A 12,537-nucleotide genomic window follows, 5' to 3' on the forward strand; every position below is an offset into this window, starting at 1 on the left:
ATGAACGTCCATTCCACCCCACCCGAAGCGGATTCAGACGATATCGCCATCTCCTTCGCGGACGAGGCGTCGGCACGTTGCGCGCAACTGCTCGGCGATGCCGGCCTCAGGCTGACGCGCCACCGTCTGGCGCTTGGTCAAATGCTGTTCCTCTGCCCCCATCGTCATGTGACAGCGGAGGGGCTTTATGAAGAAGCGACGGCCGCCAATCTGCGGCTGTCGCTTGCGACCGTCTACAACACGCTGAACCAGTTCACCGAAGCCGGCCTGTTGCGCCGGATCGCGGCCGACGGCATCAAGTCGTTCTTCGACACCGATACGTCCGTGCATCCGCATTTCTACCTCGAAGGCGAGGATGTGCTGGTCGACGTCACCGACCGCCTGACCTTCACCAGGATACCCGGGGCGCTTCCGGGCCACGAGATCGCGCGGCTCGACGTCGTCGTCCATCTGCGCCGGAAGCGCGACGCAGACCCGGCATGAGGATCGTCTAGCGCAAGCCCGCCCGCCGAAATCCTTCCAGATAGTGCTCGCGGTCGGCCTCGTTGGCCCACGGCAATTGCGTCGCGATCCAGTGCAACGAGATGTTGGGCTGGGTGCGGCGGAGCTCGCCCAGCGCCATCTCCGCAACCATGCCGTCGCCGGTCATACCGGCAGAAACCGCCAGCACGCGGTAGGCGCCGGTGAGGTCGCCGCGGTGGCGGATCGCCTCGCGCGCGAGCGCGATGGCCTCGCCATAGCGCCGCTCGGTGAAGCGGGCATAGCCGGCGATGCCATGATAGATCGCCAGGGATGGATCGCGCGGAGAGAGCCGCATTGCCCTCTGCGCTGCCTCGAATGAATCCTTCGGTCGCCCGGCATAGGACAGCGCCAGTGCGTAATAGCCCTGCGCCAGCGAGAAGTTCGGATTGAGCGCGAGCGCCTGCTCGAACTCGGACAGTGCGTCTGCAAGCCTTCGCGTCGAGAAGTAGACGCTGCCGAGCGCGGCGTGCGCCCAGGCATCCTCGTGGTCGCAGCGCACCGCGGCGAGCGCGGCGACTTCCGCCACCGGCGCCACCAGCGCAAGCTCGGCCCAGCCGAGATGCACGCCGAACATGTGGTTCGCCGCGAGCACCGACAGCGCCTGACCGTAGTTCGGGTCGATCCCGATCGCGCGTTCCAGCAGCACCCGTGCGGTCTCGTGATCCCGCCGCGTCACGCGCCAGTAATGCGATAGCGCCCGCATCAGGAGATCCCAGGCATCCAGGCTCGCGGGGGGCTTGCGATGGGCGCGAAAACTTTCCGCAGCATGAATCTGCGGCTCGATCGCCGCGGCGATCGCGTTGGTGATTTCGTCCTGCACGGCGAACACGTCGACCAGCTCGCGGTCGTAGCGTTCGGCCCAGAGATGGCTGCCGGTCGTGGCGTCGTTGAGCTGAGCGGTGATGCGCACCCGGTTGTCCGACTTGCGCACGCTGCCTTCGACGACGTAGCGGACGCCCAGTTCCTCGGCGATCTGCCGGATGTGGACCGCGCGGCCCTTGTAGGTGAAGGACGAGTTGCGGGCGATCACCATGAACCAGCGCTGCTTCGACAGCGCGGTTAGGATGTCCTCGCTGATGCCGTCGCCGAAATAGTCCTGTGCGGGATCGCCGCTCATGTTCTCGAAAGCGAGCACCGCGACCGCCGGACGGTCCGCCTGGGCGCGCGGCAGAACAGCGACGGGTTGCGCAGGCGCCGTCGCGGCTGCCACTTCTTCCCGGACTTCGCCGACGAAACGAAAGCCCTTGCGCGGAATGGTCTTGATCAGCCGCTGGCTCGCACCGTCGTCGCCGAGCGCCTTGCGCGCGGCGTTGATCCGGCTGTTCAGGGCGGAATCAGAGATGATCCGATCGCTCCAGATCTGGCTGATCAGGTCATCCTTGCTGACCACACGGGTGCGCTGCGCCACCAGATAGAGCAGGAGATCGAACACCTGCGGCTGCAACGGCACGGCGGCGCCGCTGCAGGTGAGTTCCCGCAGGTCGCCGTCGAGCACGTTGTTTTCAAAGCGAAATCGCACGTTTCTGTCGTCTCAAGCAAAAATCAAAGTCGTCTCAGGCGAAAATCAACCGTCCGCGAAAGTCTTGAGACCTCCGGTGCGGCATGGTGCAGCGACCAATGAAGTGTCGGCGTTTTGGCACAACGGAGCTGTTTATGACCCAAATTGATCATCAGGTTCATCCTATCGGCCCGGTTGCGGGCTCACGCATTTTCAAGTTCATCGCATTTCTGTACGGAATTGCGGCGTATCTCGTGTTTTTCGTCACCATTCTGTACGCCATCGGCTTCGTCATGGGGCTGGTGGTGCCGAAGACCATCGACACCGGGACCGACACGCCCGTGGCCGAGGCCGTCATCATCAATCTGCTCCTGATGGCCCTGTTTGCGGTCCAGCATAGCGTGATGGCGCGCCGGCAATTCAAGGCCTGGTGGACGCAGTACGTCCCCAAGCCGGTCGAGCGCAGCACCTATGTGCTGTTTGCGAGCCTGTCATTGCTCCTCCTGTTCTGGCAGTGGCGTCCGCTGCCCACGGTCGTATGGGACGTCGCGAACCCGGATCTTGCTGTGACGATCGTCACGCTGTCGCTGGTGGGCTGGGTCCTGGTATTCACCTCGACCTTCATCATCAATCACTTCGAGTTGTTCGGATTGCATCAGGTGACCAATCATCTCGTCGGCAAGGAGGCGTCGCCGCCGCGCTTCAAGACGCCGTTGCTATACAAGTTCGTCCGTCATCCGATCTATCTCGGCTTCATCATCGCGTTCTGGGCGGCGCCAGTCATGACCGCGGGCCATCTGCTGTTCGCCGCCGTGACCACGCTCTACATCTTCGTCGGCATCGCGCTGGAGGAGCACGACCTCATCGATCTCTTCGGCGACGAGTACCGGCAGTACAAACAACGGGTGTCGATGCTTATTCCCTGGCGCAAGTCGGTATAGCTTCCGCGTCTTCTCGTCGCGTCCCCCGAAAGGAGGACGCGCGGCGGCGCAGAGGCGCGTAACGGATCCTGCCGGACGCAACCTTCAACGTTTCTCGGGGTGAATCCCCCTCATCCCGACGCTATCAGTGCGAGCAAAGCTCGTCGCGACCCCCGCATTCGTTCTCGCCGAGTTATCGGCAAACAGGAGCGGGGAGAGGAATCTGAACAATCATCAACGGAGACGACCTAATGAAACATGTTGGAAACTGCTTCTGTGGCGCAGTCACGATCGAGGTCACGGGCGCGCCGGAGGCGATGGGCTATTGCCATTGCAGCTCGTGCCGCTCGTGGTCGGGCGGTCCGGTGAACGCCTTCAGCCTGTGGAAGCCCGAAGCCGTGCGCATCACCGAAGGTGCTCAGAATGTCGAGACCTTTGCGAAGACGCCGCTCAGCCAGCGCAAATATTGCAAGAAGTGCGGCGGCCATCTCATGACCAACCATCCGCCGCTCGGCCTGGTCGACGTCTTCACCGCCACCATCCCCACCCTCGCCTTCGCGCCCGGCGTCCACGTCAACTACGCCGAGACGGTGCTGCCAATGCGCGACGGCCTGCCCAAGCTCAAGGATTTCCCGGCCGAATTCGGCGGCAGCGGCGAGATGATGCAGGAGTGATGCGCTTTCTTCCTCTCCCCGCAAGCGGGGAGAGGAGAGATTCGCTACCTCATCCCCGCGCGCCGCAATCCCTCGAGATAATGCTCGCGATCCTCGTCCCGCAGCATCGGCAGCTCGCGCGTGATCCAGGCGAGCGAGATGCCGGGTTGGGCGCGGCGCAAGCCTTCCAGGGCGGAAGCCGCGCGCGCGGGATCGCCCGACATTCCGGCGGCGGCCGTCAGCACGCGATGCGCGCCGACGAAATCGGCGCGCTGCCGCATCGACTCGCGCGCCATCTGTGCGGCGCCTTCGTAATCGCGGCCGATGAACCGGGCATAGGCCGCGACGCCGCAATAGATCGCCGCGAGCGGGTCGCGCGGGCTCAGCCGCAGCGCGCGGCGCGCGGCGACATCGCCGTTCTGCCATCGTCCCGCGTAACACAGCGTCACGCCGTAGAAGGCGTGTGCCATCGCAAAATTCGGATTGAGGTTCAGCGCCAGCTCGAACTCCGCCAGCGCGTCGTCGAAGCGGCGACGGAATAGATAAGTATAAGCCAGACCATGATGAGCCCAGGCATCCTCGCGATCGGCCTCCACCGCCGCGAGCGCGGCGCGCTCGGCGACCGGCACGGTCGGGGCCATGTCGGACCAGCCCATATGCGCGCCGAAGATGTGGCTGGTCGCGAGCAGGCCGAGTGCCTTGCCATAGGCGGGATCGAGCGCGACGGCCTTTTCGAGCAGTCCCTGCGCGGCGGCATTGTCCTCGCGGGTGATGCGCCAGTAATGCGACAATGCGCGCATCACGAGGTCCCATGCATCCAGGCTTCCCGGCGGCTTCTGCTGGGCGCGAAAACTCTCGGCGGTATAGAGCTGCGGCTCGATCGCGGCGACGATCGCCTCGGTGATCTCGTCCTGCACCGCAAAGATGTCGGCAAGCTCGCGGTCGTAACGTTCGGCCCAGAGATGGCTGCCGGTCGAGACGTCGTTGAGCTGCGCGGAGATACGCACGCGATCGCCGCTCCGCCGCACGCTGCCTTCGAGCACGTAGCGCACGCCGAGCTCGCGCGCGACCTCGTTCATGTGCACCGCGCGGCCTTTGTAGACGAAGGAGGAGTTGCGCGCGATGACGAAGAACCAGCGCAGCTTCGACAGCGCGGTGATGATGTCCTCGCTGATTCCGTCCGAGAAATAATCCTGCTCGCGGTCGCCGCTCATGTTGGTGAAGGGCAGCACCGCGATCGCCGGCCGGTCCGGTAGCAGCAGCGGGGCCCGCAGAAGCTTCGCTCCGAAATCGGATTCCGGCGCGGTTGCCCCACGCTTGGTTTCGACGTCGCCGACGAAACGAAAACCTTTGCGTGAGATGGTGCGGATCAGCGCCTGGCTTGCGCCGCTGTCTCCGACCGCCTTGCGTGCCGCATTGATCCGGCTGGTCAGCGTGGATTCGGAGACGCTGCGCCCGTGCCAGATCTTGTCGATCAGTTCGTCCTTGCTGACCACCCGATCGCGGTTCTCCATGAGGTGGACAACGAGATCGAACACCTGCGGCTCCACGGCAACGGGAACCTGCTCGCGGCTCAGCTCGCGCAAGTCGGTATCGAGCAGGTGATCCCGGAACAGAAACTGCACGTCGAAAACTCAGACCTCAAGGCAACATCGGGCAATGATGAAAGCAAAACGGATTTCGGCTGATGTCTGTGAGTCCGCCAAGGGGCCTGTCCGGTTCACCACGATCGCGTGATGGCAGCCATGCGATTTACGGGGAGGAATGCAACCTGGATTAGAATAAAGCCGTTTCGGCCGGATTGTCGCGATTTCGTCACGGCGTTGCGAGCAATCCATCCTGCCGCCGCGGAGCTAGCGTGGATTGCTTCGTCGCAAGGGCTCCTCGCAATGACGGTGTTCAGGCAATGGTGTGCGGCAGCTTCCCATGTTGTCCTGGCCTTCGCGACAGCATCGAATACCTGACGAATAGTGAATGTCCATTGCCGAACAGTTCCGTGTGCGTAAGCTGCCCTCACACAAAACACCAACCACGAAGAAACGCCCATGCCCGCTTTTCATGCCTCAACCACCGTGCTCGATTCCATGCTGTTCCGCGATGCCTTCGGCACGCCGCAGATGCGGGAGGTGTTTTCCGATATCGCGACGGTCGCGCGCTATGCCGAGGTCGAGGTGGCGCTGGCGAAGGCGGAAGCGAGATGCGGGGTGATTCCGCAGGACGCGGCCGATCAGATCGCGGCGCGGACCGACGTTGCCGCGCTGGATTTCGACCTGTTGCGGCAGGAGACCGATGTCGTCGGCTATCCGATCCTGCCGCTGGTGCATCAGATGGTGAAGCAATGCGGCGATGCCGGCCGCTATGTGCATTGGGGAGCGACCACGCAGGACATCATGGACACCGCCGTGGTGCTGCAACTGCGCGCAGGCCTCGAGATCGTCGAACAGGATATCGCGGGCTTGCGCAAGATCCTCGCCGACCTCTCGAAGCGCTACCGCGACACGCCGATGGCGGGGCGCACCCATCTCCAGCAGGCGCTGCCAGTCACCTTCGGCTACAAGACCGCGATCTGGCTCGCGATGTTCGATCGCCACGCCGAGCGTATCAGTGAATTGAAGCCGCGCGTTCTGGTCGGCCAGTTCGCGGGTGCCGCCGGCACGCTGGCCTCGCTCGGCGACAAGGGGTTCGAGGTGCAGGAGGCGCTCTGCGCCGAACTGAGGCTCGGCGTTCCCGCCTCGACCTGGCACGTCGCACGCGACGGTTTTGCCGAGGCTGTGAATTTCCTGGCGCTCGTCACCGGCTCGCTCGGCAAGATCGCGCTCGACATCATGATCATGGCCTCGACCGAATTCGCCGAGGTCTACGAGCCCTTCGTCAAGGGACGCGGCGCGTCCTCGACCATGCCTCAGAAGCGCAACCCGATCTCCTCGGAACTGATGCTTGCGGCGTCCAAGGCGGTGCGCCAGCACGCCGGCCTCATGCTGGATGCCATGGTGCAGGATTTCGAGCGCGCCACCGGGCCCTGGCACGCCGAATGGATGGCGATCCCCGAGAGCTTCGTGCTGACCGCTGGCGCGTTGCACCAGGCGAAGTTCGCGCTCGCCGGCCTCATCGTGGACGAAAGCAAGATGAACGAGAATCTCGCCGTCAGCCGCGGTCTGATCGTGGCCGAAGCCGTCATGATGGGGCTCGCGCCGCAGATCGGGCGGCAGGAGGCCCATGACGTGGTCTATGACGCCTGCCGGCTCGCCAATGAGAAAGGTCTGACATTGGCGGACGCACTGTCGTCCGATTCCCGCGTCTCCGTCAGAATCGATCGTGCCACGATCGAGGCGCTGACATCACCGAAAAATTACCTCGGCCTTGCTCCCGCCATGGTCGACCGGGTGCTGAAATCGGCAACGCGTTGAAAACCAAAATGCGCGAAACTGCGTATCTTTGGGGTGTCGCAAGGCACTCGCGCACTTGTGTCTCGCGATGCTAGACTTAGATTGAGCGAGAGACGTTCGGCAGAGGATTCGGCATGACTGATCAACGCATCACCTCCACTCCCATCGATCCCGTGAAGCTCGACCGGCTGGCCGAGGTTGCGGTGAAGGTGGGCCTGGGCTTGCGGCCCGGCCAGGATCTGCTCTTGACGGCGCCTGCGATCGCGTTGCCGCTGGTGCGGCGGATTGCCGTGCATGCGTACAAGGCCGGCGCCGGCATCGTGACGCCCATTCTCTCCGACGAAGAGATGACGCTGGCGCGCTACCGCCACGGCCACGACGACAGCTTCGATCGCGCCGCCAACTGGCTCTACGAGGGCATGGCCAAGGCGTTCTCGAACAACACCGCGCGTCTCGCCATCGTCGGCGACAATCCGATGCTGCTCTCGGGCGAAGATGCATCCAAGGTCGCACGCGCCAGCAAGGCCAATTCCATGGCCTATCAGCCCGCGCTGGAAAAGATCGTCAATTTCGACACCAACTGGAACATCATCGCCTATCCGAGCCCGTCCTGGGCGAAGCAGGTCTTTCCGAATGATCCTGAAGAGGTCGCGATCGGCAAGCTCGCGGACGCGATCTTCGCGGCGTCCCGCGTCGATCGCGAGGACGCGCCGGCCAATTGGGCGAGCCACAACGCGGTGCTGCGGGAGCGCACCAACTGGCTCAACGGCCAGCGTTTCCGCGCGCTCCAGTATTCAGGACCGGGCACCGACCTCACGATCGGCCTCGCCGACGGCCATGAATGGGAGGGCGGTGCTTCGCTCTCCAAGAACGGCATCAGCTGCAACGCCAATATCCCGACCGAAGAGGTCTTCACCACGCCGCATTGCCGGCGCGTCTACGGCCATGTTGTGAGCTCGAAGCCGCTGTCCTACCAGGGCACGCTGATCGACAACATCGCGGTGCGCTTCGAGGACGGCAGGATCGTCGACGCCAAGGCTTCGCGCGGCGAGGAGGTACTGAACAAGGTGCTCGACACCGACGAGGGCGCGCGCCGTCTCGGCGAGGTGGCCCTGGTGCCGCACTCCTCGCCGATCTCGCAGAGCGGATTATTGTTCTACAACACGCTGTTCGACGAGAACGCGGCCTCGCACATCGCGCTCGGCCAGTGCTATTCGAAGTGCTTCGTCAACGGCGCCCAGCTCACGCCGCAGCAGATCGCGGCGCAAGGCGGCAACCAGAGCCTGATCCATATCGACTGGATGATCGGCTCGGCCGAGACCGACATCGACGGCATTCTGGCCGACGGCAGCAAAGTGCCGGTGTTTCGCAAGGGCGAATGGGCGAAGTAACGCGTCTTGCTATCCATCCTTCGAGACGCCCGCTTCGCGGGCTCCTCAGGATGAGGTTTTTTCTTGCGGTGAGATATTAGACTCTCATGGTGAGGAGCGCCGTTCACGGCGCGTCTCGAACCATGAGGGCCGAGCACGTTCCTATTCTCAAAGCCCGCCTTACGCCGCCGCGTTGCGCAGCATCGGGCTGTTGTCGATGCTGAAGCGGTTGAGCAGCGTCGTGAACGGGCTGCCGTCGGTGGCCCGCACGACGGCGTCGGAGGCCGCTACCGCGTCGTAGAGCGCACCGACCGGATCATTCGCCTCGGGCAAGTCGAGGCCCTTGCGGATTTGCTCGCGGGCCTCGTTGACGTCGTCCTCGTCGTCGAGTGTGGCCTCCAGCGCGTCGGCCGCCCGCCGCATTTCATGGAGGTCACCGCCGGCGGAAAATTTGAGGATGTCGAGCCAATAGGGGCGCGCCACGACGAGCTGGACGAAAGCCTCGAAACTTTCCGCGATGATTCCCGCGCGGCCTTCCGATGAGACGTAGAGCACGTTCTGAGACGGCAGCAGCACGAACGCGCCGCCGGAGCCGTCACTGCCGATCTGCCGGGGGCTGTCGATTCCGTCGACCGTGAACCAGGGCTCCTCTTCGGTTGCGAAGGAGACATCAAGGCTGCCGAGCCAGGCGACGACCTCGCCTTGAGTTGCGAGAACCTCCGGGGTGAGGGGCATCGGCATGGCTCCTTTCAGATAGCTTCGCGCACTTTGTCGCACCCCGGAAAAGAAGGGTTCATGTGCGCGAAATTGCAGGGAAATTGCGACGTTAACCGTTTCGCGTCTGCAACTTGCGGCTGATTGTCGGCCCCTGCGTAAGAAAGAATTAAAAACCGGCTACTAGCGTTCCCGCCATCTTTGAACAATCCGGGCCGAGACCCGGCGGATCATATTTTATCCCCTGGGGAAACAGATGTCGCGTACATTGATTGAAATCAGCAGTTGCAATGTAGACCTCGAGCTGCGGCCGATCGAACCGTCCTGGATCATCGAAGGCAATCCGGTGTCGCGCTCGCACATCCTGTCCACCAGTGCCGACGGCACCGCTTCGACCATCATCTGGGCCTGCACCGAAGGGCGCTTCAACTGGTACTACGATATCGACGAAACGATCATGATCATGGAAGGGTCGATCGTGCTCGAAAGCGACGGCATGCCGCCGAAGCGCTACGGCCCGGGCGACGTCATCTTCTTCCGCAACGGCGCGCATGCCAAATGGCATGTCGAAGGCCACGTCAAGAAGATCGCGTTCTGCCGCAAGACCAATCCCGTGATGATCGGCTTCCTGATCCGCGTCGTCAACAAGCTCAAGAAGATCTTCGTCTCCACCGGCGAGCGCCGTCCGGCCTCGCTGATGGGCGCCGGCTAGAGTTCAATCAGTTTCAAGGACGCTTCCCAGCGGTCACGACGGAACGGGGGCCGGGATCAAGATCCCGGTCCCTGTTCTCGTCATGACGGCAATCCTTTTTAAGGCAAATCGAGCCGGTAGAAGTTGCTCGCGGTCTGCGAGAACAACGCCGTCTTCTCGGTCTCGCTCAGGGGCGCCGCGATACGCTTGAAGGCGTTGAAGATCACCTGGTAGCTGCACTGGCCCTTGTCCGGCGGGAAGTTGCTCTCGAACATCGCGCGCTTGGGTCCAAACGCCTCGATGCAGGTCTCGACGTAAGGCCGCCACGCGGCGGCAAGCTCCTCGGATGACGGCGGCCTCTCGCGCAAATGGAAGTCGTAGCCGAGCAGGCACATCGCGAGCCCGCCGAGCTTCACCACCACGTTCTCGCATTTGGCGATCTCCTGGATCGACGCCCGCCATTGCGGAAACACCTCCTCGCGTCGCCCGACAAAGCGGCCGATTCCGGCCGGGCCGCCGCAATGGTCGAGCACGATCCTGGTGTCGGGAAATGCGCGGGCGAGCTCGGTCAGCTCGCCGATCTGCGGATGGAACAGCCAGGCATCGAAGCTCAGATTCAGCGGCGCGAGACAGGCGAAGCCCCTGCGGAAGGTCGGGTCCTGCAGCAATCCCTGCGGCCGGTTCGCATACATGCCGGCGACAGCAGGATCCGGGTCCCAGGCCGAGGAATGCCGGATGCCGCGGAAGCGACCGTTGCCTGCCGCGATCTCGGCCTCCAGCACCGGCTTTGCGGCATCGCCGAGCAGCAGATTGACGTGGCTGACGATGCCGGCGCAAATCGCGGCCTTGCCGTAACCGCCGCTGGCGCTCATCGCGGCGACGCCATTGGCGAACTCGACCTCGCCCACCGGCCGGAATGCTTCTGGCCCGTGCGCACGATACATCGAGCGGCAATCGACATAGACGGTGGCGATGACGTTGTGGCCGGAGGCGATATCGGCCGCCATCTCCTCGATCAGATAGCGGTGCCCGCGATTCCAGAGATGGTGATGGGGATCGACGATCGGCCGTAAGGGATCGATGATCTCCTCCTGATGCAGCGCGAGCCAGTCCTCGCGCGGCTCGACGAATAACCCGCTCGTGTTGGCGGGCAGACCGCTTGCGGCCATGGGCGTGCGCTCCCCTTATCTATGCTTCTTGTTCGGGGAGCCTAGCACCTCGTCATCGCACGCAGCAGCGCGCGTTGCGCAACCGCACCCGTCATCGCGGGCACAGCGGCGCCGTCGTCAACCCTTGCGCCGCTTCGCCCTTACATCGACCACGAGCCGCCAATCGGTTGCGGTGGCCGGCTTGACCTCGCCGAGCCAATGGAAGAACTCCTCGGTGATCTCCGTAAAGCTCCACCGCGTCAGGTCGCCGGCTTCGGTCGTGCCTTCCTGCACGATGTCGGCATCGCGTGGACGGCCGATCTGCTGGCGGAATATGCAGCGACCGGGATCGAACCAGGAAATCCGCCAGGCATCGATGGTCGGATCGTAGACCCGCAGCGTCGTGCCGTACCAATTGCCGGCGATCGGCAAGGCCGGGCTGCCAGCCGGGCGCGGAATGATCCAGACGTCCTGCACGGCGCGGCCCTCCAGCACCCAGCCGAAATGGATTTCGCCGGGCGCGGTGTGTTTCGTTCCATCGGGTCCATGGACGGTGATCTCGGCGTCCCAATCGCCGACGAAACGGCCGTAAAGCCGCAGCGCCGCCGCGTGCTCGGGGTTCGGTCCGTCCGCGTGCAATAATCTCGCTAAGTCGGTCATGTCGATCTCCTGTTGCGAGGAGATCAGCACGACCGGCCGGCAGCCGACTTGGAGAAAATTGCGCGGCGCCCGCCGTCAAGTCTTGTTGGGCGACAGATGCCCCATGCCAGGATTAGACTTTTCGTTCGTTGGTCGGCCCGTTGAACGTTCCGCGAGCCAAATGACGATCACGGAGACAATGACGAGACCCGCACCAAGCAGCATCACGCGCGAAAATGGCTCGTTCAGCACGACAGTGCCGAGCAGCACAGCGATCACCGGGTTGACGAAAGTGTAGGTCGACACCAACGAGGTCGAGACGTTTTCCAAGAGCCAGTTGTAGGCGACGAATCCGATCACGCTGCCAGCGATGATCAGCCAAAGCGCCGCTGCGAGCGAGACCAGCGAAACCTCGCTTGGCCTGAAGTTTCCGATCTCGCCTGTCAGCCAACTGATCGCGAACAACACGGTGCCGCCGATCGAAAGCTGGATGCCCGAAAGCAGGATAGCGGATGCCTGGCTCGACATGCTCCGGGACAAGACAGTCCCGGCCGACCATGACAAGGCCGCAGCCAGCAGCCAGACGACGGGAAAGATGCTGATGCCAGCCTGCTCGACGTTTTGCCACGCCACGAGTCCGACGCCGAAGAAGCCCGGCGCGAGAGCGAGCAGGGCAAGCTCGCTGATCGCCGGGGAACAAGATATCGATCAGCAGGATCCAGAACGGGATCGTGGCCAGCACGATGGCCGCGACGCCCGACGGAACCGATTGCTGCGCGAAGGCGAGTACGCCGTGGCAACCGACAAAGAACAGGAGCCCGCACAGGCTCGCCTTATCCATGCCTGCGCGGATACGTTCGCGACCTCACCGGCACTCATGGCCAGCAACAAGATGCCGCCACAGAACGAACGTAACGCCATCAGCAGGAATGGCGGAATCGATTTCAGGCCCAAAGTGATGGCGAAGTAGGTGGAACCCCACAGCAGGTAAATGGC

13 protein-coding genes are annotated in these 12,537 nt (G+C 63.5%); 7 read left to right on the top strand and 6 right to left on the bottom strand.

The genetic code is table 11. The annotated features are described in order from the left end of the window. The gene (irrA, locus tag IVB40_RS02685) at positions 1-483 is read left to right on the top strand and encodes an iron response transcriptional regulator IrrA (protein WP_247283207.1); all 483 of its coding nucleotides are present in this window, start codon (positions 1-3) and stop codon (positions 481-483) included. 7 nt (positions 484-490) lie between these two features. On the opposite strand, the gene IVB40_RS02690 is transcribed toward irrA, so the two are convergent. Continuing rightward, positions 491-2,041: a winged helix-turn-helix domain-containing tetratricopeptide repeat protein gene (locus tag IVB40_RS02690; protein WP_247362927.1), complete on the bottom strand. Its 1,551-nt coding sequence runs from the start codon at positions 2,039-2,041 to the stop codon at positions 491-493. Positions 2,042-2,175: 134 nt separating this feature from the next. On the opposite strand from IVB40_RS02690, the gene mddA reads away from it, so the two are divergent. Together mddA and IVB40_RS02700 are read left to right on the top strand one after the other, a co-directional pair. Continuing rightward, positions 2,176-2,961 carry a methanethiol S-methyltransferase gene (gene mddA, locus IVB40_RS02695; RefSeq protein WP_027570067.1) on the top strand — a complete coding sequence of 262 codons (786 nt, stop codon included), beginning with the start codon at positions 2,176-2,178 and terminating at the stop codon, positions 2,959-2,961. 230 nt (positions 2,962-3,191) lie between these two features. After that, positions 3,192-3,614, top strand: coding sequence for a GFA family protein (locus IVB40_RS02700; protein WP_027515305.1), 423 nt, complete (start codon positions 3,192-3,194; stop codon positions 3,612-3,614). Between the two features lie 44 nt (positions 3,615-3,658). Here IVB40_RS02700 and IVB40_RS02705 read toward each other — a convergent pair whose 3' ends face one another. Beyond that, positions 3,659-5,218 (bottom strand): winged helix-turn-helix domain-containing protein, encoded by a 1,560-nt coding sequence (locus tag IVB40_RS02705; protein ID WP_247406028.1) that lies wholly within the window; start codon positions 5,216-5,218, stop codon positions 3,659-3,661. Between the two features lie 420 nt (positions 5,219-5,638). On the opposite strand from IVB40_RS02705, the gene IVB40_RS02710 reads away from it, so the two are divergent. Beyond that, the gene (locus IVB40_RS02710) at positions 5,639-7,000 is read left to right on the top strand and encodes an adenylosuccinate lyase family protein (RefSeq protein ID WP_247362925.1); all 1,362 of its coding nucleotides are present in this window, start codon (positions 5,639-5,641) and stop codon (positions 6,998-7,000) included. A gap of 113 nt (positions 7,001-7,113) precedes the next feature. Then, complete coding sequence (locus IVB40_RS02715) at positions 7,114-8,370, top strand: aminopeptidase (RefSeq protein WP_027570071.1); 1,257 nt, start codon at positions 7,114-7,116, stop codon at positions 8,368-8,370. A 159-nt stretch (positions 8,371-8,529) separates the two neighbouring features. Here the strand turns inward: IVB40_RS02715 and IVB40_RS02720 are convergent, their stop codons facing one another. After that, positions 8,530-9,084 carry a hypothetical protein gene (locus IVB40_RS02720; protein ID WP_247406030.1) on the bottom strand — a complete coding sequence of 185 codons (555 nt, stop codon included), beginning with the start codon at positions 9,082-9,084 and terminating at the stop codon, positions 8,530-8,532. A gap of 235 nt (positions 9,085-9,319) precedes the next feature. Here IVB40_RS02720 and IVB40_RS02725 point away from each other — a divergent pair, with 235 nt between their 5' ends. Then, positions 9,320-9,775 carry a cupin domain-containing protein gene (locus IVB40_RS02725; protein ID WP_027570072.1) on the top strand — a complete coding sequence of 152 codons (456 nt, stop codon included), beginning with the start codon at positions 9,320-9,322 and terminating at the stop codon, positions 9,773-9,775. A gap of 98 nt (positions 9,776-9,873) precedes the next feature. On the opposite strand, the gene IVB40_RS02730 is transcribed toward IVB40_RS02725, so the two are convergent. The 3 genes from IVB40_RS02730 to IVB40_RS02740 form a co-directional block, all read right to left on the bottom strand. Beyond that, positions 9,874-10,923 (bottom strand): amidohydrolase family protein, encoded by a 1,050-nt coding sequence (locus tag IVB40_RS02730; protein WP_247818026.1) that lies wholly within the window; start codon positions 10,921-10,923, stop codon positions 9,874-9,876. Positions 10,924-11,040: 117 nt separating this feature from the next. Beyond that, positions 11,041-11,562, bottom strand: a complete 522-nt coding sequence (locus tag IVB40_RS02735; protein ID WP_247818027.1) for a hypothetical protein — start codon at positions 11,560-11,562, stop codon at positions 11,041-11,043. 75 nt (positions 11,563-11,637) lie between these two features. Beyond that, complete coding sequence (locus tag IVB40_RS02740; RefSeq protein ID WP_247818028.1) at positions 11,638-12,174, bottom strand: EamA family transporter; 537 nt, start codon at positions 12,172-12,174, stop codon at positions 11,638-11,640. Between IVB40_RS02740 and IVB40_RS02745 the strand changes: the two genes are divergently transcribed. Further along, a complete protein-coding gene (locus tag IVB40_RS02745) occupies positions 12,137-12,511 on the top strand; it encodes a hypothetical protein (protein ID WP_247818029.1) in 375 nt (124 codons plus the stop codon). The two genes, IVB40_RS02740 and IVB40_RS02745, sit on opposite strands and share 38 nt — an antisense overlap. The last annotated feature ends 26 nt before the right edge of the window (positions 12,512-12,537 follow it).

Origin of the sequence: Bradyrhizobium sp. 40 (assembly GCF_023100925.1) — a bacterium.
Classification (GTDB): domain Bacteria; phylum Pseudomonadota; class Alphaproteobacteria; order Rhizobiales; family Xanthobacteraceae; genus Bradyrhizobium.

What these genes read in the sequence shown, in the direction of transcription:
- IVB40_RS02710 (WP_247362925.1), top strand. Translation starts at nt 5,639, where the DNA reads ATGCCCGCTTTTCATGCCTCAACCACCGTGCTCGATTCCATGCTGTTC.
- IVB40_RS02745 (WP_247818029.1), top strand. Translation starts at nt 12,137, where the DNA reads ATGCTGATGCCAGCCTGCTCGACGTTTTGCCACGCCACGAGTCCGACG.
- irrA (WP_247283207.1), top strand. Translation starts at nt 1, where the DNA reads ATGAACGTCCATTCCACCCCACCCGAAGCGGATTCAGACGATATCGCC.
- IVB40_RS02715 (WP_027570071.1), top strand. Translation starts at nt 7,114, where the DNA reads ATGACTGATCAACGCATCACCTCCACTCCCATCGATCCCGTGAAGCTC.
- IVB40_RS02700 (WP_027515305.1), top strand. Translation starts at nt 3,192, where the DNA reads ATGAAACATGTTGGAAACTGCTTCTGTGGCGCAGTCACGATCGAGGTC.
- IVB40_RS02735 (WP_247818027.1), bottom strand. Translation starts at nt 11,562, where the DNA reads ATGACCGACTTAGCGAGATTATTGCACGCGGACGGACCGAACCCCGAG.
- IVB40_RS02725 (WP_027570072.1), top strand. Translation starts at nt 9,320, where the DNA reads ATGTCGCGTACATTGATTGAAATCAGCAGTTGCAATGTAGACCTCGAG.
- IVB40_RS02720 (WP_247406030.1), bottom strand. Translation starts at nt 9,084, where the DNA reads ATGCCCCTCACCCCGGAGGTTCTCGCAACTCAAGGCGAGGTCGTCGCC.
- IVB40_RS02730 (WP_247818026.1), bottom strand. Translation starts at nt 10,923, where the DNA reads ATGGCCGCAAGCGGTCTGCCCGCCAACACGAGCGGGTTATTCGTCGAG.
- mddA (WP_027570067.1), top strand. Translation starts at nt 2,176, where the DNA reads ATGACCCAAATTGATCATCAGGTTCATCCTATCGGCCCGGTTGCGGGC.